Genomic DNA, 21,096 nt, shown 5'->3' with positions numbered 1-21,096 from the left:
GGCATTGACGTCTCCGGGCATGCCTTGCGCGGGCGCTATACTGGTTCCGACAACAGAGTCAGCAGGCGCCTTGTCCGCGCAGGTACGGTGAACGATGGCCAGAATCCTTCTGGTTTTTGCAGTGATACTGATGGTCAGCTCGCCCACCCGGGCCGAGCTTTTCAGGTTTGGTTTGCCGGCGACCCACGACTTCCAGTACGAACTGGCGGCGATTCGTCTGGCCCTGGATAACGCGCCGGGCGACCACGAGCTGGAAGTGGTTGAATTGCCGGTTGTCTCGACCAAACGCTGGGTGGAAATGCTGGAAAGTGGCTACCAGGGCATCAATCTGGGGGTCGGCGGTTACGATCCGTCACTGGAGCAAACACTGCTGCCCGTCAGCATCCCGCTGACCCGGGGCCTGCTTGGCTACCGGCTGATGGTGGTGCGGGAAGACCGGCTCGACGAATTGTCGAACATCCATTCCCTCGAGAGCCTTTTGCCCCTGCAAATCGGGTCGGGTTACGCCTGGCCGGAGAACTCCATCCTGTGGCAGAACGGCATTGATCTGGTGCTTGGGCACTATGAGAACCTGTGGGCGATGCTAGCCCGTAAGCGTTTCGACGTCTTCCATCGTGGCGTGCAGGAAGTGTTCGTGGAGCTGTCGGTCCCGGGGCGGGAAAACTTTGCCATTGTCCCGGGTGTCGCGCTGGCGTTCCGGTTTGACTACTTCCTCTATGTGCCCGGCGATCGCCAGGATCTCCAACGGATCCTGGTGCAGGGCCTGGTCAACGCCTATGAGAACGGCCGCTTCATGGCGTTGTTCGAGAGCGACCCGATCATTCGTGAAAGCCTCCGGCTGGCCGATTTCGACCAGCGCGAGGTGATCTGGCTGGAGACGCCGGAGAACCGGGCCAGTATCGACTACATTCCTGACCGATACTGGCACGATTCGGTGCTCCGGCGTTGAGGCGTATGGCGCCGGATCAGTAACTCAGGCCGTATCCATAGTCGAACAGCGGATCCGCTGAGTCGTAGGGCACATCCTCATATTGCGCCTCGACCGCTTCCATCGACGACGGCAGCTCGAACGGCAGCTTGCCGGTGGGGCTGGCATCGCCGAACACCAGTTGCAGCAGGTTGGCGTCGCTGCTGCCGAAGCTGGCGAAGACCGCGTCCACGTCGTCGATAAACTCGGTCAGGATCGCCGGGCGGCCCATGTAGACGTCCACGATCACGCGCGTGGCGCTGCCTTTATTGGCGACCACGTCCTGGATGCGGGTCAGGTCGTCGTAGTTGGCGGCCTGGTAGGTGCTCGGGTCGGTGACCAGATTGTCGTCCTCGTCGTAGATGGTGTACTGGCTCAGTTCGCTGCTCAGGCCATCGTAGGGGCCGTATACCAGTGGCCCGCCGGGCATCTGGAAGATGGCGTTGGCGGCGGAGATGCCCAGGCCCGGCACCACGGAGTAGGGCGCGGCGACCCGCACGATGGCGATATCCGCACTGGCGACGTCGTCGGTTCCGGTTACCCCCAGTTCACTGACCTCGGCGGCGGTCATGCCGTCGATGTAGACCTGCGTGTCCGCACGCGCGGTGGCGACGGGCAGCGTGTTGTCGTTCTTCAGCAACACGGTGGACTGGATCTGCGCCTGGTCGGCGAGGTCCTGGTGCTGGCCGATGTGCTGGTCGACCTCGGCGGCATCCACATAGGGATTCTCGAACAGCCCCAGCGTCATTTTCTGCGCCAGCAGTTTGCGGAGCGATCGGTCCAGGCGCTCCTCGGTGACCAGTTCCTGATCCACCGCATCGAGGATCGGCTGGGGATCGTCCAACCCGCCGAACTGGTCGACGCCGGCGTTGAGCGCCTTGGCCACCCGCTCAGCCTGGCTGAGGCCCTCCACGCCCCAGGGCATGCCGATGAAGCCGCCCAGGGATTCGGAATCGCTGATGATGCCCCAGTCCGTGCAGACGATGCCGTCGTAGCCCATCTCCCGGCGCAGTTGCCCGGTGATGATGTCGCGGTTGAAGCCCATGCCCACGTTCTCGGAAGTCTGGTCCACGGGAATGCCGTAGTAGGGCATGATCGAGGCCACGTTGTTTTCGATCAGGGCCTCGAACGGCACCTTGTGGTATTCAAAGTTGTCGCCCGGATAGACCTGGCGTTTGCCCTGTTCCAGGTGGGCGTCGATGCCGTCCTCCTGCGGGCCGCCGCCGGAGAAATGCTTGGCCATGGCCGCAACGCTGTCGTCGTCCAGTTCGTCTCCCTGCAGGCCGCGCACGTAAGCGGCGCCCAGTTTGCCGGTGAGGGTGGCGTCCTCGGTGGCGAAATTGCCCATGATGCGGCCCCAGCGGGGCTCGGTGGGCAGATCTACCTGCGGGTGCAGAGCCACCTGGATGCCCAGCGCCCGGTACTCTTCGCGGATCACCTCACCGGCTTCCTCGGTCAGCTCCAGACCCGCGGCCTCGTCGCCCATGGCGATGGCGCCGAAGCCGGCCGGCTGGGGCCACTGGGTCAGCCCTTCCTGCAAAAGGCTGACGCCGTACTGACTGTCACCCACATGGCTGCGCGGGTCGGTGCTGATGGCGAAGGGGATGCTCAGGCGGGTGTTTTCGGCGGCGGCCTGGACGCGGTTGGTGTAGTCGATGTACTCGGCCGGTGCGTCGTTGCGGCGGCTCACACCGGCCCCGGCAAACTGCTCGATGCGGGTCAGGGTGTAGGCCTCGGTGCTGTCGCTGTCCATGTTGATGTGCAGCATGGCACCGGCTTTTTCCGCCAGGGTCATGCGCGCCACCAGATCGTCAGCCCGTTCGTCGGCGCCCAGGCGCCAGTCCTCGTAAGGATCCAGCGTGCCGTTGGCGTTCATGTCCTTGAACTGGTAATCGTCGACGTCGATCAGGCTGACGGTTTCCGCCCCCAGCTCCGGTTGCTCGTAGTCGGTGTCGCCGCTGTTGTCCTTACAGCCGGCCAGCGCGGCGAGGGCCATGACGGACAGTGTGGACAGGCGGGTGAAGCCCGCCCTCGGTAATGCAGGATGGGCGGACGTGCGCGAGACGCCCCGCCGTCTCCGGAACGGGGTAGTCGATGGTCCTGTGTTCATGGAATCGGTCCTCTGTCTATTCTTGTTGGCGTTGGATAAAGAGCCGGGTACCCGAAAAACGATGCTAGGCAGCGTCCGGCCGGCCAACAATCGCAGTTGGGAGCAGCCAGTGCGCATCCGGGGGCAGGTGACGACGCCCTGTCGCCACGATCGACGCATCCTGACGCGAATACAGACCACAACAACGACAAGAAGACGGATCTTCCACCCATGACTCACCAAAAGATTTCCACCCAGCTGGTGGCGCCGGTCTACGACGACGCCGTGCGCGTCGGCGCCAGCGAGGACCGTATCCGGCAGCGGACCGGCCTCGATCCGGCCTGTTTTCGCACCGCCTGTCCTTTTGTCCCGGCGCACCAGGCCTGGGCGATGTTCGAGCTGGCGGGCGATTACCTGCCGCCGGAGTACTGCCTGCTCCCGGAAAGCCGCGCCACGGTGCTGGATACCAGCATCCTCAGCGCCGTGTTCCTGAACAGCCCAACCCTGGAGGAGGCGTTCCAGCACCTGGTGCGCTTCCATGACCTGTGGGGCGAGCCCGACGCCTATCGGCTGCACCGCAGTGGCGAGCGTGCGGCGCTGCAGTACCTGCCGGACCAGCTCACCCGCGCCCCGCATGATGCGGAGGCCAACCTGTCCATCATCCATCACCTGCTGCGGCGCTACCTGGGCGGCGTTGTGCCTGGGCTGACGGTCCACATGCGCCACGCCCGGCCGGACTACGGCGTGCTGTATGACGACCTGTTCCAGGCGCCGGTCCATTTCGGGCAGCCGGCCAACGCCATCGTGTTCGACCGGGCTCTGCTGGCCGCGTCGGCGGACGGCCACAACCCGGCGATCCAGGGCTTACTGGTCAGCCAGGCACAGCAGGCCCTGCTGCAGCTGGATACGGCGCAAGGCCTGTCCGGTCCGGTGCGCTCGCTGGTGCGTGAGCTGCTGCCCCAGGGACGTGCCGATATGGTCCACGTGGGCGATGCCCTGAACATGAGCCGCTGGACCCTGGCCAGACGTTTGCGGGACGAGGGCACCGCCTTCAACCAGGTGCTGAACGAGGTGCGCAAGGAGCTGGCGATCCAGCACCTGGTGCACTCCAGCCTGCCGGTCAGCGAGATCGGCGAAGCACTGGGATACGTCTCGCCCAACAGCTTCCAGCGCGCCTTCAGCCAGTGGTTCGGATGCTCGCCCACGGCCTATCGGGCCCGCGTCCGCACGCCGGATTGCGGCGTCGTCTGAGCGGTTGTTCACCGGTGCGTGACGGTTCGGCTTTATCCCCACGATCCGTGGATAAGTGTGTGAGGAAGGCGAGGATGATCCGCTGGAAGCGTTGGGGCGCAAGGGATGGCCCAATGTGTTTGGAAAATCGCCAATGCGCCCGGGCTGGGTATAAATGTCCGCTTGTGCTGGACAGTGGGCGGACATCCGGGCAGATAGCCATTGGTGGACTGTCCAGTGATTTCCGGGAACGGATGACTGAAATCAACGCCGGAGTGTGACGCTGTTCAATAGTTGATCGTTATTGGCAATAGCTATTGGAAATTAATGGATTTATTAAGTTTCATGCGGCCAGTCTTTCGTTGTCTTTGTATAAAGGAGTTACAAAGTGAAAACCGTACTGGCCCTGATGGCTTTCCTGTTTCTTATCGGTTGTTCCATGGAGGGAGCCGACCTTGATGCGACCAACGACGATACCGCCAGTTCGAGTTCCGACGGCAGTGCCAGTGACGACATCGCGGCAGCCACCAGCCTGACCTTGCAGGAAGGGACGGGCCTGTGTTCTGTCGACGGCAGTATCCAGGCCGCCACCGACGGTTTCCTGGGAGACGGCTATGCAGACACCGATAACGCCTACTGGAATGGCGTGAGCTGGGCGTTCGAGGTCCCGACGGCCGGCGATTACACCGTCACCTGGCGCTATGCCAACGCGGATTCTGGTGGCCAGTCGGCGTCGTTACTGGTCAACGGCTCGCCCGTGGACACGCTGACGTTCACCGCCGGCGCCGATGGCGCTACCTGGGTTGAGCTGTCCACAACCGTCACGCTGAGTGCAGGCGTGAATACCGTGCGCCTTGAGGCCATGACATCGGATGGACTGGCGGACATCGACTCGCTGACCATCGACGGCAGCGGTCTGGTCGCGTACCCCTGCGGTTATGGGGATTCGTCCAGCGATACGGATTCGGACGCGGAATCCGGCGCGTCCGATTCGCTGCCAGCGTCCACCTGGTATGCCTGCGACGACGACAGCATCGTTTACGACGCCGAGGTTGTTAAATCGGGTGACACCTGGACCGTCACCGACGTCAGCGGTATCGAAGTCTGGTCGGGCAGCGGCATGCAAACCGCCATCGAAGAGGGGCTGGGCGTTCTCGACAGCGGCCGCACAGAGAAGCAGAGCGTCGTGGTGCGGGGCGACGGCACCATCGATGCCGCCAGTCGAGTGAGGCTATACAGTTACACCGTTCTGAACGTCTGCGGCACCATCGATGTTCAGGGAACCCCGGCGACCGATATGGCGCCCATCTGGTCGCGCGGCACCGATCATATCGATATCCCGAATGTCACCATTACCGGCACTCCGGCTTACGGCATGTTTTTCCGCAACGTGTCGGACCTGCACATTGGTCACGCCGTATTCGATCTGGATACGGACTCCTGGGAGGGGGTCCGTATCGACAACAACCCGAGCGCGGGTGGCGACCGGGTGACGAACGTCACCATCGACGCGGTCGCAGTATCCTATTCCGGTGGCCATGGAGTGGAAACCCATGGCGTCGATGGACTGACCATCGGTACCTTCGTCGGTGATCACACTCAAAGCTGCGGCGTGTTGCTGAATAATACCGTCAACGCCGAGGTTGGCAGCATAACGTGCAATGAATGTGCGTACGTCAATACCGGGTACGCCGCGTTTCGTGCTGCCAACTCCAATGGCAAGATCGACGACGATTGGCCAGCGGGGAACGTACACGTCGGTTCTGTGTATGCACGGGGCGGCGGGCGCGGCATCTTCTCCGTGTCAGGCAGTGGCGGCCTGACCATTGATAACATCGATCTGGCCGACAATGGCAACCACGCAATCCTGCTACAGAACGCTTATAACACCACCATCGCGGCGGAATCGGGCAAGGTTGCGGGCAACCGGGTTTTGCTGGGCAACGACTACGATAACACGGTCTCGGGCCTCTACCTGCCCTCCTACAACGTCACCCTGTCTAATCTTTCCCTGACCGATGGCGCCACCATTGAAGAACAGGACACCTACTGCGACTGGGAAGGTAGCGGAGACCTGAATAATCGTGCGGTCAACATCACCGGTGGGACCGTCGACATGTGCTATTCCGATTAAGCGGCGTGGTATGTGTGGGGGGGAGCTGTTGCTGCTACGGTTATCCCCACAATCCGTGGATAAGTGTGTGAGGAGTTCGAGGGGAAGTCGTTTAAGGTTATGTTTTTTATGATTTTTAAGGACCTGTATGGTTATTGGCCAAGTCGCGCCGACTGGGTATAAACAGGCCCGGCGGATTGTGGAAAACGGCGTTTCCGCTGGGGAACACATCAGCATCCGACCAATTGCGACCACCCGGGCGGGATTTTTCCCACGTTATGAGCAAATGGGTTGTAGGCCTTGAGGAACAGTCACTTGGCGTTGGGTTATCCCCACAAACCGTGGATAACTGTGTGAGGAGTTCGAGGAGAGGTCGGTTAATTCACTGTTATCGTTAGAAAAACAGAGTCTGTCTGTTAAATGATCATCGCGCGGGCCCTGGGTATAAATTCCCGTCTCCGTCGGTCGGGTCCGGTTGTTTCCTGTGCACTGGTGTGGGTTTTCCACGGTGAATAACCCAGGCCCCTCCGGGCGGCCCGTGTTCGGCACCGACCCCGCCATGTTATCCCCACAATCCGTGGATAACTGTGTGGGGAAGGGCGTAAGAGCGTCGTTAAAGGCCTGTCTAAAAAGGCATTTCGGGCGATGACCGATAAATCGCCAATGCCGTTCAGAGGCTGAATAAAGCGCGTTGTCCACCGGACGGGATTCCACCATACTTTATCCACCGCGTCGTGATCGGCCTCCACCACGCTTGACCGGACCCTTTGACGGAGCCTTGCCCATGGATCCCCGGGACATCCTCGACACCATTCCCGACGTTCGCGACGGCCTGACCCGGACCGAGCGCATCATCCTCTACGTGCTGCACGAGACCCAGCGCGAACTGGGCGGCCGCAATGTGCCCTCCGCCATGCTCTACGGCCGCGTGCTGGAGCATCTCGATATGAGCGAGCCGGAGCTGCAGCACTACCTGGACCGGCTGGGCGTGAGCTGACCTGTTGAGCCGTGGTTCAGACGATGAACGCTTTTCCCGGCCTTCCCCGACAGGTTTTTCATTAGTTTACGTCTGCTCGATTTACATTAAGAATCGTTAATCGCAGCATGAAGCCATCATTCGAACTATCTTGAACGCGCGGACAGCCTTGAGCGTGGTGGACGGGGCTGCGACGCCCGGTTCGGGCCGCTGACGAATCGATGGGAAGCCAATGAGCAGGGACGCAAAACGCCACGCACTCGGTGGGTGGCTGATTCTTGTGGGACTGGCCGTCCTGGTGGCGCCGGTGTTGCCGACGCTGTCGATACTGCCCCTATACGGCGCCATCGTCACCGATGGCCAGTGGACGGCGCTGATCCAGCGCATGGGCGTGCTCCACGATCCGTTCCGCGCGCCGCTGCTGGTCAGCGAGATCGTCCTCGGCGGCCTCCTGTTGCTGGTCTCGCTATTCCAGATCTATCTGTTCTTCGCCCGGCACTACCTGTTTCCCCGGCTTTTCCGCGTGTTCCTCATGCTCCAACTGCTGTTCGTCCCGCTGGATGTCTGGGTCCATCATCTGACCCGCCACGATGGCATGCTGCTGTCACCCGTCACCCTCGTATCCCTGACCACCGCCGCCGTGACCGCGCTGGTGTGGATCCCTTACATGAAGCGCTCCCGCCGCGTGGCGCGGACGTTTGTGGCCTGGAGGCCGGAGGACGACAACCAGCCGGACGCCGAGGCCGTGGGTTATCGATAGGAGGCAAGGCCGGGGAGGTCAGGGAAGAACGTTGAACAAGGACGCGTAAAACAATGCTCGACTGGATGAACCGCTATCGCCGCAACCGGATGGTTGACCACTACATCACCCAACTCGGACCAGCGCTGCGCAAGCGCTACGGCCTGCGCGAGCAGTACACCGTCCCCCAGATCCAGAAAACCCTGGTGGCCATCCACCTCAACACCCATTACCTCGCCTACGCCGTGGCCCTGTACCGACACGAAGCGTCCCGCAATACCGTCAACCTGCGCCTGAGTCAGACATTCCTGGACAGCCTGCGCGCCGAGATGGCAAAGCGCTACTTCCACGGCCGCGACAGCTACCGGGCGCACGATGTCCTCGGGCTCGTCAAAACAAGCCGTTGGCGCGGCGGGCGATCGGCCGATGGAGTGCGTTCGTGGGTGGCGGGAGCGGCGGATTGAGTTGGAAAGTTGAGGCAATCCGATCCGGGGAACTCGGTTCTGTCTCTGGGTATGTGGCGCGGTTTGCGATGGCCTGTTTTTATACAGTTATATTGAAAACACGAAAAGAAGACGTCAAACGAATACAAGGCGCCAACAGCGACGAGGCGCTAAGGTTTTGTTTTAATGGAATTAATGGCCGCGCCAGGGGCGCCCGTGGGGCGAAATTATCGAGAACGCACGATTATGTGATATCGCGGAGCGCGGTCTAATTGCTGTTACATTTTAAATTGAGGAAACCCTATGATCACCTTGAACACGGAAAGAGGGCTGATCAAAGTTGAGACTTGGCAAGAAATTGAGGAGTTGCCTGGCTTCACTAAAGATATAGATCCCAAAGAGTACGAGCTAAAGGAAATTATTGGGCGCTATATCTTCAAAGACTATATAAAGTGCGGACTGTCTAGCTGTCATACACCTCATGGAAAGGGTTATATAGTTACGACAAAAACGGGGCCGATAACAAACATTGGTAGAAACTGCGGGAGAAATCACTTTGGTGTTGAATTTGAAGAACTGTCAAAAACTCTAGAAACAGAAATTAGAATAAAAACATATCGAGACACCATCGGTAGTTTTCTCATATTTATTGACCAACACAAAGAAGCAGTTAATAAGCTTAGATCCGGACCTTTTGGTGCAGATACGGTATATAGAAAAGCAAACCTGCTGCTAAAAAACACCTCAGGATGCCCTGAAGAAGCTGTCAAAATATTATCCAGGATGGTGAGGTCTAGGAATACTGATATTACTAAAGATAGGATCGCCAGCAAGCAAGAGGTTGAAGATTTGGAGGCGATTCAAGGAAAAAGTCTTCCTAGGCCGTACTACATAGAAGAAAAAGTTGGTTACTTGAGCGGTCTGCCTTTTCTCTACAAAGAAAATGACTTGCGTGAACGTCTAATCATAGACTTGGAGGAGGGATTTAAGGCAATCGAAGAGTTAAACCTAGATGATGCGTCCGATTCCGAACTCAAGCACTGGTCCGGCTGGTCATCCGAAGTCGAGCGAAAGATCAAGGAATCAGAAGAAATTCTAAAATACGGTGTGGCGTTGCTAGAAAAAGCCAATTTGATGAAGCTCGAAAAAGCTCTGAGTGATGACAAAAGCAAGTCAGAGTATAGAGAGTTCGTTAGAAAAAAAATGTAACAAATTTCTCCAATTGACGCAGAGGTCTACGTTTCTTTTTGTGCATTCGCTACGCTCATTGTCGCACAAAAATCCACTACAACCGCTGCGCAATTGAGCAAGGCGCTACAGGTATCGGAAAAGGTGAATATGGAAGTTTTGTTTGAACCAGCTGTATTGGTGAGTCTCGTTGTTACCGTTTTGGGCGCTATGTTCGCGAAGCGTCTCTCTATGCTTGGCGAGTACCTGATCGGCCACGCTTCACTCATTTCGAAAAAATCTCGTACGCGTTTGAGGGTGAAGCGGTGGAGATCGAGAAGAAAGCTAATTGACAGCGCGCGGGGGCATCACAGTGTCACATTGAGCATTGTTCGAACCTACGCATTGCTTCTTCTCTTTTTATCTGTCTTTGCAGTTTATCTCTTGCTTATTGCTTTAGGTCCGCTGAAAGGGATAGGTCAGCTCCCATTCAGTGTGCAGGCGTTAGTTTCCTCTCCCATCTATATTTTTGAAGCTCTATGGCTAGTGCAAAGGGAGCGGATGTTTGACCTTGTACGTATCGCTGAAAGCCGTGTAACCAATCGCTCATGTACGTTTCGGTCCGTTAGGCCTACACCGGACGCACTAAAGCATGCCGCTTAGCTTCGCGTTAAATCAAAATAGATGACGGACTATATCTTTATCACAATCCTCATCGGGTGCTCTCTTTGGCCTGTTGTGACAGCCGTTCAAATTAGGGCTGAGTTCCGAAAACATGGTTATGAGATGAAAGCCAGCCCACTTTGGGCGTGGACGAACTTCAGCACCTTTTGGAATGAGGCTACGCAACGTAACGAACGCTATAACAATTCTGCTGTTTCCAGGCTACTCGAGCTTTATGGTCGGTGGTGGGTGTTTGTGGCTGTTGTCTCGTTGCTCGCACTGATTGCGATTGTATTTTAACCCATAGTTCCAGGTCGTTCCGGGCTGTAGGGCTCTCCACTGGATGACCTTTTTGCTACGCTGCATGGGCACCTCTGAACAGGAGCGTTACGAGTGCAGGAGAATCCATGAAACCAGATGACTATAATCCGATGGCAAGAGAGGCATTTGGTAGGACGCTGATTGATGTCGGCGTGTCGATATTTAAGAGCATCATCCTCCTCTTTACGGTCGTGCCTCTGGCTGCGATTCTGGAAATCGTATTCCGCAATCAAACCGATCTGTCCTCGATATTTGAGATTCTAGGTGCTCTGTCTGGGTCTACCCAGTTGCTTATCATTGGGTTTTTGATCATTGGTTTCTTTGCAGGGCATTGGTTCAGGAAAGAAGGGCTCCGACATCTGCATGAGCTTGAAGAGTGATCGTAAAGGAGAGTCGGGACAGCGTTACTTTCTGCCGGCGGCCCTGGATAACCGCATCAACGCCACGTCAGCCCCTATTCCCAGCGGTGATCGTCGATCCTAGAATAACCACCCGCACAGACCCCCACCGGAGAGAAACCCCATGAGCTCAGCCCCCACACCTTATCCCATCGGTACACCCGGCATGCCCTGGGGCGAGGCAGAACGCGCCGAGTGGTTTTCGCGTCAGACCCGTCAGCGCAGCTACGAATCCGAGGTATTGAGTGTGATCGAGGGCCTGCGCTCGCGGTTCGACGTGGAAGAGTACGGGCACCTGGACTATGGCACCGATCAGTATCCGCTGATGGCGATCCGGAGCCGCGACTGGCGTGACGATGTGCCGGTCATGCTGGTCACAGGCGGCGTGCACGGTTATGAAACCAGCGGTGTGCAGGGCGCGCTGCGCTTCGTCGATCAGCATGCGGCGGCTTACGCGGGGCGCGTCAACCTGCTGGTTGCCCCATGCGTCAGCCCCTGGGCCTACGAGCGCATCCACCGCTGGAACGCGAACGCGGTCGACCCCAATCGCTCGTTCCGCGAAGACAGCCCGGCGGGGGAGTCGGCGGCGCTCATGCAACTGGTGGCGCCCGTCCGCGATCGTGTGCTGATGCACATCGACCTGCATGAGACCACCGATACCGACGAATCCGAGTTTCGTCCCGCCCTGGCGGCCCGCGACGGCAAGCCTTTCAAGCCGGGCGCGATTCCTGATGGCTTCTATCTGGTTGATGACAGCGCGAATCCGAATCCCGCATTCCAGCAGGCTGTGATCGATGCGGTGGAGCCGATCACCCATATCGCGCCGGCCGACGACAGCGGCGAGATTTTTGGTTCGGCCATGGTGGCCCGGGGCGTTATCCAGTATCCGCTCGAACAGCTGGGCCTGTGTGCCGGCCTGACCCCCGCGCCCCACAAGACCACCACCGAGGTCTATCCCGACAGCCCCCGTGTGACGCCCGATCAATGCAACGCCGCGCAGGCTGCCGCGGTGTGTGCGGCGATCGACTACGCGCTGGAACACCGTTAGGGAAGGGCGGTTACCGCAGAACGCGAGCCCTCTCCGGCGCAGACGAACGAGATGGGGACCTGAGAACGGAAAACCAGGAAATGGGAAATGGTGCCGGGAACAGGAGTCGAACCTGCGACCTGAGCATTACGAATGCCCTGCTCTACCGACTGAGCTATCCCGGCACGTCGGTGACGCCATAATGCGGATAGCCTGATTTTTACTCAGTTTTCAGGGCGTTGACAAGGGGTGAGGGAAGGGCGCCGCGGCGCGTTTTAAGCCGGAAAAAGACCCCGGACGCCAACGCGGTCCGGGGTCGGGTCCCTCAGAAATCGCCAAGGGTCGTGAGGGTAAAGCTACTGCCATCACCGGCCACTTCACGGGCGACGACGGTGTAGACGCCACCCGCCGCCAGGCTGATATCCACCGGGCCGATGGCGACGGTGCCGGTGCCGGCAACGGTTACGCAGACGGTGTAGTCAGCGGCGGCCACTTCCAGATACCCCGAACTGGTCTGATAGGGCACGTCCGACAGCAGCGGATCCGCATTGCCCGGGCAGGCGTTGCCTTGCGCCACGGCGTAGACGTCCACGTTGGGCGCCATGGCCGCGCCGTGGATCACCCGCAGTTTGGCGGCGGTGGCGATGCTGCGGTTGTCGTCCTCGTAGGGCAGCAGTTCCAGGCTGGATACGGCATTGGCGGCCAGCACTGTGTAGGCCTGCCCGCCCACCAGATCCAGATCGGCGTCCGCCACGACATTAGGGTCGTTCGCCGCTGTGACGCCGATGTTGGTGGTGCCAGCGGGCAGGTCGGCGTAGTCGGTGTCCGGGTCGTTGCCGGAGCCCGGGAAGGCGTTGGGGAAGGCGAGGTCTTCGGCGGCCAGCACGGTGTCGACGTAGAGATCCACGTCGGGCGCGTCGTAGGAGTTGTGAACCGCGCGTACGCCGGCGGTTGCATCGGCATCGACGATCTCGGACACGTCGCCGTCGTCTTCAACGATCAGGCTGATCGGGGAGTCACCGAAGTTGGTGTTGTCCACGGCGCCGATGAACAGTTCCTGGTCGTCAGCCAGCGCCACGGTGCCGCTGTCGAACACCACGGTGGCGCTGCCTTGCGGCGTGACGCGGATGCGGTAGTCTCCGGCCGGCACTTCCACCGGATCGGTGACGTCTTGGAACGTCAGTGTCGCGATGGGCGAGGCGCTACCCAGGTCGTCGCCGGGCGCGGTGACGTAGATGTCGACTGTGGGCGCAGCGGACGCCAGATGCGCCACCTGGACCTGCGCGTTGCCGTCGGAGGCGTCGGTGTCGGTCTGTTCCACCAGCAGCAGGGTCGGGCCACCCGCGCCCACGGTGCCGACGGCCGCCGCGTAGTAGCGGATGCCATCACGGAACCTCACTTCCGTCGGGCCGATGACCGTCGTGGTCTGATCGCCCGGCAGCCGGGCGTCTACGGACAGGTTGTAGGTTCCTTCTTCGATTCCCCGTTCGCCACCGCTTTTGAAAGGCACGTCACTGAACAGCGTACCGCCCCCGCCCCGGACGTTGACGTTGGGTGCGTCGGCAGCGGCATGGAGCACCACCAGATCGGCGGTGTCATCGTCGTTGTCACCATCGAAACAGCCAGCCAGGGCAACGGAGAACAGGGAGATCAAAAGCAACCTTGCAGCGTTCGTCATCTTGTTGTCCTCATGATGTGAGATTGCAAGGATCGTTACGAGCGGGCGGGATCGATGGCTTTGCAGATTGTCCAACAATGTTGGAATAGAAAGGGCCAGCTTTATAAAGGACCGCCTTTTGGCGTTGTCCTGCGATGCCGGGAAACGCTCCTTACACAACTTTTACACCCGCTCCGCCCAGTCCGCGCCTGTCTTTGACTACCATAGGAACCGTCTGTTGCCGGCTCGCCGCCGGCGGTTTCTGGATCGGGAGAAGGGAGTTGTTTGCGTGAATCTGTGCAAAGGGAACCGGCGTTGGCCGGCGATTATCGGGCTGCTGGGGCTGCTGTTTGGGGTGTCGGCCGCGCAGGCATCGACCGGGCCGGCAGACCTGGCGAGAGTCAAACCGGCGGTGGCGTGCACCAGCCTGATCAATACCGACCTGGTCGATATCGGGGGCAAGGGCAGTCGCGTCACCGCGGCGGTGGATACCACCAATGACGGCGTGCCGGTCTGTGCCGTGTCGGGCACCCTGGCGCCGGCCATCGAGTTCCGGGTGTTGCTGCCGCGTGAGACCTGGACCCAGCGTTACATGCAACTGGGCTGCGGGGGGCTGTGCGGTCGTATTTCCATGCGATCGGGAGCCTCCGACGGCTGCCAGGTGCTCGCCAACGGCGGTTTCGTCCTGGGCAGTACCAACATGGGCCATGACGGCAACGGCGGCGAGTTTGGGCTGGATCCACAGAAGCGGGCGGACTTCGCCTACCGCGCCCAGCACCTGACGGCCGATACCGCCAAGCGACTGATCCGCGCCTACTACGGCCAGTCACCCGAGTACGCCTATTTCAACGGTTGTTCAGACGGCGGCCGCGAAGCCCTGGTGGAAGCCCAGCGGTATCCGGACGACTTCGACGGCATTATTGCTGGCGCCCCGGCCATGAACTTCCAGGTCCAGAACACGCTGTATCACGGCTGGCAGGCAACCGTGAACCGGGATGACGACGGCAACGCCATCCTGCTGGCAGACCGGCTGCCGGTGCTGCACCGGGCGGTGGTTGCGGCCTGCGACGATCTGGACGGGCTCAGCGATGGGCTGATTTCGGCACCGCTGCAGTGCGATTTCGATCCGGCCAGCGTGGTCTGCCCGGACGACGTCACGGACACCCGCGATTGCCTGACCCCCGCCGAGGCGCGTGTGGCCAGCCAGTTCTACCAGGGTCCAGTGGACGCAGACACCGGCACGCATCTGACCGCCGGGCAGCCGCTGTATGGATCCGAGCTGGCCTGGGCCGGTGTCTACGTGCCGACCAGCGCCGACGGCCAGGTGATGAGCCGCATGGCGGCCCTGCCGGCGCTGCGCTACCTGGCGTTCGACGAGTCGCCGGGCGAGGCATTCACTCTGGACGACCTGCGCTTCGACCTGGCCACCTTCAACCGCCTGCGCGCCCGGCACCCGTTATACGACGCCACCAACCCGGACCTGTCCGCATTCGCGGGGCAGGGCGGCAAACTGATTCTCTGGCATGGGCTGGCCGATCCGCACATCTCGCCGCTCAATACCATCGCCTATCACCAGGCGGTGCAGTCGCAGATGGGTGAGGGGCAGGCCGAGGCCTTTGAACGGCTCTACCTGTTGCCGGGGGTCTACCATTGTGGCCAGGGTGAAGGGCCGAGCCAGGTCGACCTGCTGACGCCGATGATGGAGTGGGTGGAGAATGGCCAGGCACCGGACGCCATCGTCACCCGCCAGAGCGCCAGCGAACAGGCCAGCGATTTCGGCCAGCCCCATATGGGTGAGGGTAAAGCGGGCAAAGGCTCGCGCCCGGGTAAGCCACCGGGAGCCGGCCGGGACGGTCACGGTCCCATGGCGGACGGACCGCCGCCGATGTTGACGTCGTCTGCGGACGTCCCTGAGCGCAGCCGCCCGATCTACCCCTATCCGGACGTGGCCGCCTACTCGGGTGAAGGCGACGAGAATGACGCCGCCAGTTTCGAGCGTGGCGATGCACTCAACGCCGTGCCCATGCCGGACTGGGCCGGCAGCGATTTCTACATGCCCTACGAGCCGCGCGAGCGGTGAGACAGACCGCCCGGTTGCGCACGGTTGGCGACGCCGGGCGGGCATCCATCCCCACGTTCTCCCCGTATTTCAGAGCACAACGGACGCAGCCGGAACCCCATCCGCTGCCCAACGGGAGAACCCATGAAAGCTCTGATCCCGGTCTTGCTGGGCCTGATCGTCACCGGCTGTGCCAGCCGCCTGAATGCCCCCGGACAACCGGTCCCCCTGCCCGAGACGGACTGGACCGTGGAGACGTCGGTGCGCTATTCCCCGCCGGACTGGCCGGAGCCGCTGTACGCCGACATCTACCGGCCGCAAGGCGCGGGGCCGCATCCGGCGGTGCTGACAGTGCACGGCGGTGGCTGGACCAATCGCTCCCGGGCGGACATGACGGACATCGCCGAGACCCTGGCGGGCCACGGTTTTGCGGTGATGAACATCGATTACCGCTTCACGCCGGACCATCGCTTCCCGGCCCAGCTGCAGGATCTGCAGCAGGCGATGCACTGGCTGCACCGCCAGGCCGATGACCTGGACATCGACACTGGCCGGGTGGCCGGTTTCGGCTATTCCTCCGGCGCCCACCTGGTCAGCCTGCTGGGGCTGGTTGCGGCGGAAGGCGGTGAGCTGGATCGACCCTACGGCGGCCCGCAGACCCGATTGGCCGCGGTGGTCGCCGGTGGCACGCCCAGCGATCTGCGCAAGTTCGGTTCCGGGCGGCTGGTGGAGCAGTTGCTGGGCGGGACCATGGCGGAGGTGCCGGCGCGTTATGCCGCGGCGTCACCGGTCACTCATATTACCGACACCGCGCCGCCGTTCTTCCTCTACCACGGTTCCTGGGACGGGCTGGTGCCGGTGGATCACGCCACGGATTTCCAGGCCGCGCTGGCATCGGAAGGCGTACCCACGGAAATGATGATCCTGCGCTGGCGCGGGCACATCGCCTCGTTCCTGACCGGGCAGGGGGCGGTTGATGCGGGCGTGCAGTTTCTCTATCGCACGTTGGTGCCGGAGGCCGCTGAGCCGGTACTGGCCCAGCCCTAGCTGTTAAGGGACACCAGGGCGTCAGTCCGACAGGGCCGACAGCAGCGGCATCATCAGGGCGAACAGTTCCGCCTGGGAGGAAATGCCGCACTTGGCGTAAAGCTGGCGGCGGAACACCTTGACCGTCTGTTGGCTGACCTCCAGGTGCAGGCTGATGGAAAGGGAGGAATGGCCGCGCAGGATGAACAGCGCGACTTCCGCCTGGCGCGGGCTGAGCTTGATGTCGTGCTGGCGCTTGAGGGCGTCGCGCAGCCGGTCGCGCACCGGTGGTGGCTGGTCCGCCGCGGCGGCCTCGGGCTGGTAGTCTCGCCAGTGGGTCTCCAGCAGCGCGCTCAATGTCTGTTCCATGTCCTGCAACGCCTGCCGCTCGCGTTTGCTGAAGGGGGCGCCGCTCGACCGGTCGCGCCCGAGGCACGCGGTCAGCGTCACGCGATCGGACAGGGTGGCGAACACGGCGATCTCGTCGAGCAGGGTGGTCTGCTGGTAGTAGGTTTTGTAGTACTGCGTGCGCCGGAAATGGTCGGGCGCGATGTCCCGCAGGCGCAGGATGCCCCGGTTATCCCCCTTGCGATGCTGGTGGTAGAACGGATCCAGCAGGTAGGCGCCGCCCAGGTAGTCGCTGTCCATGGGCAGGTAGACGATGGGGTCGGTGAATTCCCGGTAGAGCACCGCCGGCTGCTGTTCGCCGTGGTAGGCGATGACAATGAGGTTGTCGAAGGCCGCGCGGGTGCGGACCAGCGCCGCGTAGGCCCCCATGAAATCCGGCGTGCCCAGGGTGTGGATGGCCTGGGCCAGGGCCCGGTCGTTGTCAGGTCTGTTCACGGATGACTGCTCTCAAAAACATACCACACTGGGGTTATATTCGGCCCTGCGCCTTATCGTTACGGTTTAAAGACACTGTGATCACTACGTATTGCAGTCTAGCTGCGTCGCCCTGGGGCCGGCAATCCGGGTCCGGGCCAGCAGTTGATCCCGATAACGAAAAATAGGCCGGCCGCTTCCCAAACCCCGCGGCACGGCATCCAATATAAGGGCGCGGGACCGAAGGCGGCTCGAACGACGAGGACGGCTCCGGCACGCCCCGACCGATTTTGGAGACGGGCTATGTCTGATAACAGAATTCAACTGGAGCGAACGCTCTCCCTCAAGGCCGTGGTGCTTTTTGGCCTGGCCTACATGACCCCGCTGATCGTGCTGGGCACCTTCGGTGTGGTGGCGACGACCACTCAGGGCTCAGTGCCCACCGCTTACATCATCACCACCATCGCCATGCTGTTCACCGCGTACAGCTACGGCGTGATGTCCCGGGCGTTTCCGGTGTCCGGGTCCGCCTATACTTACGTTCGCAAGACCATCGACTCCCGCGTTGGCTTCATGGTGGGCTGGGGCGTGCTGCTCGACTACTTCTTTCTGCCGATGGTCATCTGGCTGATCGGCGCGGCCTACCTGGGCGCGAAATTTCCGGATGTGCCCACCTGGGTGTTCCTGCTGGGCTTCATCGGCATCACTACCGTACTCAACGTGATGGGCATCAAGCTGGCGGCGAAGGTGAATTCGCTGCTGATGGTGTTCCAGGTGCTGGTCATCGTCTTCTTCGTGGTGCTGTCCCTGCGCCATGTGTTCATGGATGGCGGCACCGACGCGCTGTTCAGCATGGCGCCGTTCTTCAACGCCGATTCGAGCTTTGCGACAATTGCCGCCGGTGCGGCGGTGGCGGCCTATTCCTTCCTGGGTTTTGATGCGGTGACCACGCTGACCGAGGAAACCATCAACCCGCGGCGCAACATCCCCCGCGCCATCCTCCTGACGGCGCTGATCGGCGGCGGCATCTATGTGCTGGTGGGTTACACCACGCAGCTGGTGCATCCGGGTGCGGTGTTCGAGAACGCCGATTCGGCCGCATTCGAGATTGCCAGAACCATCGGTGCGGATCTGTTCGGCGCGATTTTCCTGGCCGGCATGATTCTGGCGCAGTTCACCTCGGGCATTGCCGCCCAGGCTTCCGCCTCGCGCCTGTTGTTCGCCATGGGCCGGGATGCGGTCCTGCCGCGCAAGCTCTTCGGGGCGCTGCACCCGCGCTTCCACACGCCGGTGTTCAGCATCGTGCTGACCGGTTTGATCGGCATCGTGGCGCTGTTCCTGGACGTGTTGTCGGCCGCTTCGTTCATCAACTTCGGTGCCTTCATTGCGTTCACCATGGTCAACGTGTCGGTGATCGTCATGTATCTGAAGGACGCGTCGGTGCGGGCCGAGTACGGCGTGCTCAAGGCGGTCGTCGTGCCGCTGGTCGGTGCCGGAGTGAACCTGTGGCTGATGAGCAAGCTGGACATCCACGCCGTGGTGTTGGGGCTGGTCTGGCTGGCGATCGGTCTGATCCACCTGACGCATCTGACCCGCTTCTTCACCCGCAAGCCGCCGGAAGTGGATTTCAGTGAGGAAATGCCTGAGAACGGCTCGAGCACGCCGGAGCCGGTCTGAGTACCCCGCCGGTTCCGATTTGAACGAAGAGTGAGAAACCGTATGTCCCGATACTTGCCCATACTGCTGGTCCAGGCGCCTTCACGGCGCCCGGGGACGGACGCCAGCCTGGATGGATTCGAGCACGAGATCGCCACCCACCTGAGCGACTTCGGGCCGGGGTTTGAGCCCAGGCGCATGGTGGTCTATCCCGAGCTGCATCTGTGCGCGGCGGAAGGCACGCCGGAGGAGCGCACCGCGCTGCTGGAGAGCATCGCCGAGCCGCTGAACGGATCGCGCATTCGCCGCCTGGGGGCGATCGCCGCCAGGCTGGGCGTGTGGCTGTTGCCGGGCACCATCTGCGAGCGCGGCGAGGACGGCCACCTCTACAACACGGCGCCGGTGTTTTCACCGGACGGCGAGCTGGTGGCGGCGTACCGCAAGTGCTTCCCCTGGCGCCCGTTCGAACCCTACCGGCCGGGCAAGCGTTTCGAAGTGTTCGAGGTGCCCGGCGTGGGCCGGGTGGGGCTGGCGGTCTGCTACGACATCTGGTTCCCGGAAGTCTCGCGCCAGTTGGCGTGGATGGGGGCCGAGGTGATCATCAACCAGGCCGCGACCACCACCTGCGACCGGGCCCAGGAACAGGTGCTGGTCAAGGCCAACGCCATCTTCAACCAGGTGTTCGTGGTCAGCGCCAATGTGGCCGAGCCCACCGGCGTTGGCCAAAGCCTGATCGTGGATCCGGAGGGCCGGGAGCGGGCCGCCATGAGTGGCGCGTCCGCCGGCATCCTTACCGACGTGCTCAATCTGGACGAGGTGGAGCGGGTCAGGACCTTCGGCACCGCCGGCCTCAACCGCGTCTGGTCTCAGTTCCGCGCGGACGATCCGGTGCTGGAGCTGCCCATGTACGAGGGCCGTCTGGACCCGCGACGACTGAGCTGATTCCTTCCTGTCCCCGGTTCGTTCGCGAACCGCTTTCGGGGCGTGTCTGGCCTGGGCCAGCGCGCCCTTTTTTGTGGGCGCTCGGCGAGTACGGGCCGGGTCAACGGGGCTGGGATACGGATGGCCGGGTAGGAAAGGGACGTTGGTTTGCGGCAGGTCAGATGGCGGTGGCGCGCGCAAGAAAGGGCGCACGAAAAAAAGAAGGGCCCTGAGGCCCTTCGTTGTGGTGCTGTGACGAGGTGGTCGTTTCCTCGTCCAGCCAGTCTTCGAAGGCGTCCAGCGCCTGGCGTGTATCCTGGCGTGGACGCTGCTTGAGTTTGGCGTCCCGGTGCGGGCCGCCCTTGCGCATCAGCGGGTTCGTGGCCGCCCAGTTGCGCATGGGTTTGGGGCCTTTGGCCATGTTTTTTCTCCTTGCTGTGGATGTTGCCGGAGTAGCCGGCGGGTCGCCGGAGCGACCATAAAAAAACCCTGGTGAACAGGGTCCACCAGGGTTTCGTCGTGCTTGCACGCACCGCGCCGGAAGACCTTATGCCTTCCAGCCACAAAAGGAGGAAGGCGATATCAGTAACTGGATACCTGTGTCCGTTGTTTCATGGTGAGCTCCTTTTCTGTGGGCGCCCGGGGCGCCGCTGCACGGCACGTGCGTGAATTTGGATGGCGATCATACGTCTTCGATTGGGCGTTTGCCAGATTATTTGGTGGAGAGGGGCGGGGCATCGCTGCGCTCCGGCACATCACATAGAAGGTGACTCGCCGCTGAAACAAAAAACTGGCATGGATCTGGTATAAATCAGGTCGGTG

The 21,096-nt window shown here is 61.5% G+C and carries 17 protein-coding genes and 1 tRNA gene; 13 read left to right on the top strand and 5 right to left on the bottom strand.

What is annotated here, in order from left to right:
* The first annotated feature begins 94 nt into the window (after positions 1-94).
* Entirely contained in the window at positions 95-949 is an 855-nt protein-coding gene (locus tag GQB00_RS14465) for a hypothetical protein (protein ID WP_165856855.1), read from the top strand.
* Positions 950-965: 16 nt separating this feature from the next.
* Here the strand turns inward: GQB00_RS14465 and GQB00_RS14460 are convergent, their stop codons facing one another.
* The gene (locus tag GQB00_RS14460) at positions 966-3,077 is read right to left on the bottom strand and encodes a glycoside hydrolase family 3 protein (protein WP_165856854.1); all 2,112 of its coding nucleotides are present in this window, start codon (positions 3,075-3,077) and stop codon (positions 966-968) included.
* A gap of 210 nt (positions 3,078-3,287) precedes the next feature.
* Between GQB00_RS14460 and GQB00_RS14455 the strand changes: the two genes are divergently transcribed.
* The 8 genes from GQB00_RS14455 to GQB00_RS14420 all read left to right on the top strand — a co-directional run bounded on the left by GQB00_RS14455 (position 3,288) and on the right by GQB00_RS14420 (position 12,154).
* On the top strand, positions 3,288-4,307 hold the full coding sequence (locus tag GQB00_RS14455; RefSeq protein ID WP_165856853.1) for an AraC family transcriptional regulator: 1,020 nt from the start codon (positions 3,288-3,290) through the stop codon (positions 4,305-4,307).
* Between the two features lie 367 nt (positions 4,308-4,674).
* Positions 4,675-6,420 carry a carbohydrate-binding protein gene (locus GQB00_RS14450; RefSeq protein ID WP_165856852.1) on the top strand — a complete coding sequence of 582 codons (1,746 nt, stop codon included), beginning with the start codon at positions 4,675-4,677 and terminating at the stop codon, positions 6,418-6,420.
* A gap of 763 nt (positions 6,421-7,183) precedes the next feature.
* A complete protein-coding gene (locus tag GQB00_RS14445; RefSeq protein WP_111497898.1) occupies positions 7,184-7,396 on the top strand; it encodes a hypothetical protein in 213 nt (70 codons plus the stop codon).
* Between the two features lie 211 nt (positions 7,397-7,607).
* Entirely contained in the window at positions 7,608-8,135 is a 528-nt protein-coding gene (locus GQB00_RS14440; RefSeq protein WP_165856851.1) for a DUF2569 domain-containing protein, read from the top strand.
* A gap of 53 nt (positions 8,136-8,188) precedes the next feature.
* On the top strand, positions 8,189-8,578 hold the full coding sequence (locus GQB00_RS14435; protein WP_165856850.1) for a DUF6559 family protein: 390 nt from the start codon (positions 8,189-8,191) through the stop codon (positions 8,576-8,578).
* A gap of 282 nt (positions 8,579-8,860) precedes the next feature.
* Positions 8,861-9,766 (top strand): hypothetical protein, encoded by a 906-nt coding sequence (locus GQB00_RS14430; RefSeq protein WP_165856849.1) that lies wholly within the window; start codon positions 8,861-8,863, stop codon positions 9,764-9,766.
* 1,028 nt (positions 9,767-10,794) lie between these two features.
* A complete protein-coding gene (locus GQB00_RS14425; protein ID WP_165856848.1) occupies positions 10,795-11,088 on the top strand; it encodes a hypothetical protein in 294 nt (97 codons plus the stop codon).
* Between the two features lie 142 nt (positions 11,089-11,230).
* Positions 11,231-12,154: a M14 family metallocarboxypeptidase gene (locus tag GQB00_RS14420; protein WP_165856847.1), complete on the top strand. Its 924-nt coding sequence runs from the start codon at positions 11,231-11,233 to the stop codon at positions 12,152-12,154.
* 88 nt (positions 12,155-12,242) lie between these two features.
* On the opposite strand, the gene GQB00_RS14415 is transcribed toward GQB00_RS14420, so the two are convergent.
* Both GQB00_RS14415 and GQB00_RS14410 read right to left on the bottom strand, forming a co-directional pair.
* Positions 12,243-12,318, bottom strand: a tRNA-Thr gene (locus GQB00_RS14415).
* Between the two features lie 140 nt (positions 12,319-12,458).
* The gene (locus tag GQB00_RS14410) at positions 12,459-13,811 is read right to left on the bottom strand and encodes a DUF4397 domain-containing protein (protein ID WP_165856846.1); all 1,353 of its coding nucleotides are present in this window, start codon (positions 13,809-13,811) and stop codon (positions 12,459-12,461) included.
* Positions 13,812-14,079: 268 nt separating this feature from the next.
* Between GQB00_RS14410 and GQB00_RS14405 the strand changes: the two genes are divergently transcribed.
* Together GQB00_RS14405 and GQB00_RS14400 are read left to right on the top strand one after the other, a co-directional pair.
* Complete coding sequence (locus tag GQB00_RS14405; protein ID WP_207950800.1) at positions 14,080-15,870, top strand: tannase/feruloyl esterase family alpha/beta hydrolase; 1,791 nt, start codon at positions 14,080-14,082, stop codon at positions 15,868-15,870.
* 123 nt (positions 15,871-15,993) lie between these two features.
* Positions 15,994-16,896: an alpha/beta hydrolase gene (locus GQB00_RS14400; protein WP_165856845.1), complete on the top strand. Its 903-nt coding sequence runs from the start codon at positions 15,994-15,996 to the stop codon at positions 16,894-16,896.
* A 21-nt stretch (positions 16,897-16,917) separates the two neighbouring features.
* Here the strand turns inward: GQB00_RS14400 and GQB00_RS14395 are convergent, their stop codons facing one another.
* Positions 16,918-17,718, bottom strand: coding sequence for a helix-turn-helix transcriptional regulator (locus GQB00_RS14395; protein WP_323127291.1), 801 nt, complete (start codon positions 17,716-17,718; stop codon positions 16,918-16,920).
* A gap of 282 nt (positions 17,719-18,000) precedes the next feature.
* Between GQB00_RS14395 and GQB00_RS14390 the strand changes: the two genes are divergently transcribed.
* Positions 18,001-19,374 (top strand): APC family permease, encoded by a 1,374-nt coding sequence (locus GQB00_RS14390; RefSeq protein WP_165856844.1) that lies wholly within the window; start codon positions 18,001-18,003, stop codon positions 19,372-19,374.
* Positions 19,375-19,416: 42 nt separating this feature from the next.
* On the top strand, positions 19,417-20,295 hold the full coding sequence (locus GQB00_RS14385) for a carbon-nitrogen hydrolase family protein (RefSeq protein ID WP_165856843.1): 879 nt from the start codon (positions 19,417-19,419) through the stop codon (positions 20,293-20,295).
* A 157-nt stretch (positions 20,296-20,452) separates the two neighbouring features.
* On the opposite strand, the gene GQB00_RS14380 is transcribed toward GQB00_RS14385, so the two are convergent.
* Entirely contained in the window at positions 20,453-20,695 is a 243-nt protein-coding gene (locus GQB00_RS14380; protein WP_165856842.1) for a hypothetical protein, read from the bottom strand.
* Between the last annotated feature and the right edge of the window lie 401 nt (positions 20,696-21,096).

Origin of the sequence: Marinobacter sp. JSM 1782161 (genome assembly GCF_011421605.1) — a bacterium.
Classification (GTDB): Bacteria; Pseudomonadota; Gammaproteobacteria; order Pseudomonadales; family Oleiphilaceae; genus Marinobacter_A; species Marinobacter_A bohaiensis.
Note: the sequence above shows the minus strand (reverse complement) of the source record. Positions and strands in the feature narration are given on the sequence as shown.

Excerpts from the sequence above, each read along its gene's own strand:
- GQB00_RS14465 (WP_165856855.1), top strand. The coding sequence starts at position 95 with ATGGCCAGAATCCTTCTGGTTTTTGCAGTGATACTGATGGTCAGCTCG.
- GQB00_RS14460 (WP_165856854.1), bottom strand. The coding sequence starts at position 3,077 with ATGAACACAGGACCATCGACTACCCCGTTCCGGAGACGGCGGGGCGTC.
- GQB00_RS14455 (WP_165856853.1), top strand. The coding sequence starts at position 3,288 with ATGACTCACCAAAAGATTTCCACCCAGCTGGTGGCGCCGGTCTACGAC.
- GQB00_RS14445 (WP_111497898.1), top strand. The coding sequence starts at position 7,184 with ATGGATCCCCGGGACATCCTCGACACCATTCCCGACGTTCGCGACGGC.
- GQB00_RS14440 (WP_165856851.1), top strand. The coding sequence starts at position 7,608 with ATGAGCAGGGACGCAAAACGCCACGCACTCGGTGGGTGGCTGATTCTT.
- GQB00_RS14435 (WP_165856850.1), top strand. The coding sequence starts at position 8,189 with ATGCTCGACTGGATGAACCGCTATCGCCGCAACCGGATGGTTGACCAC.
- GQB00_RS14430 (WP_165856849.1), top strand. The coding sequence starts at position 8,861 with ATGATCACCTTGAACACGGAAAGAGGGCTGATCAAAGTTGAGACTTGG.
- GQB00_RS14425 (WP_165856848.1), top strand. The coding sequence starts at position 10,795 with ATGAAACCAGATGACTATAATCCGATGGCAAGAGAGGCATTTGGTAGG.
- GQB00_RS14420 (WP_165856847.1), top strand. The coding sequence starts at position 11,231 with ATGAGCTCAGCCCCCACACCTTATCCCATCGGTACACCCGGCATGCCC.
- GQB00_RS14410 (WP_165856846.1), bottom strand. The coding sequence starts at position 13,811 with ATGACGAACGCTGCAAGGTTGCTTTTGATCTCCCTGTTCTCCGTTGCC.
- GQB00_RS14400 (WP_165856845.1), top strand. The coding sequence starts at position 15,994 with ATGAAAGCTCTGATCCCGGTCTTGCTGGGCCTGATCGTCACCGGCTGT.
- GQB00_RS14390 (WP_165856844.1), top strand. The coding sequence starts at position 18,001 with ATGTCTGATAACAGAATTCAACTGGAGCGAACGCTCTCCCTCAAGGCC.
- GQB00_RS14385 (WP_165856843.1), top strand. The coding sequence starts at position 19,417 with ATGTCCCGATACTTGCCCATACTGCTGGTCCAGGCGCCTTCACGGCGC.
- GQB00_RS14380 (WP_165856842.1), bottom strand. The coding sequence starts at position 20,695 with ATGGCCAAAGGCCCCAAACCCATGCGCAACTGGGCGGCCACGAACCCG.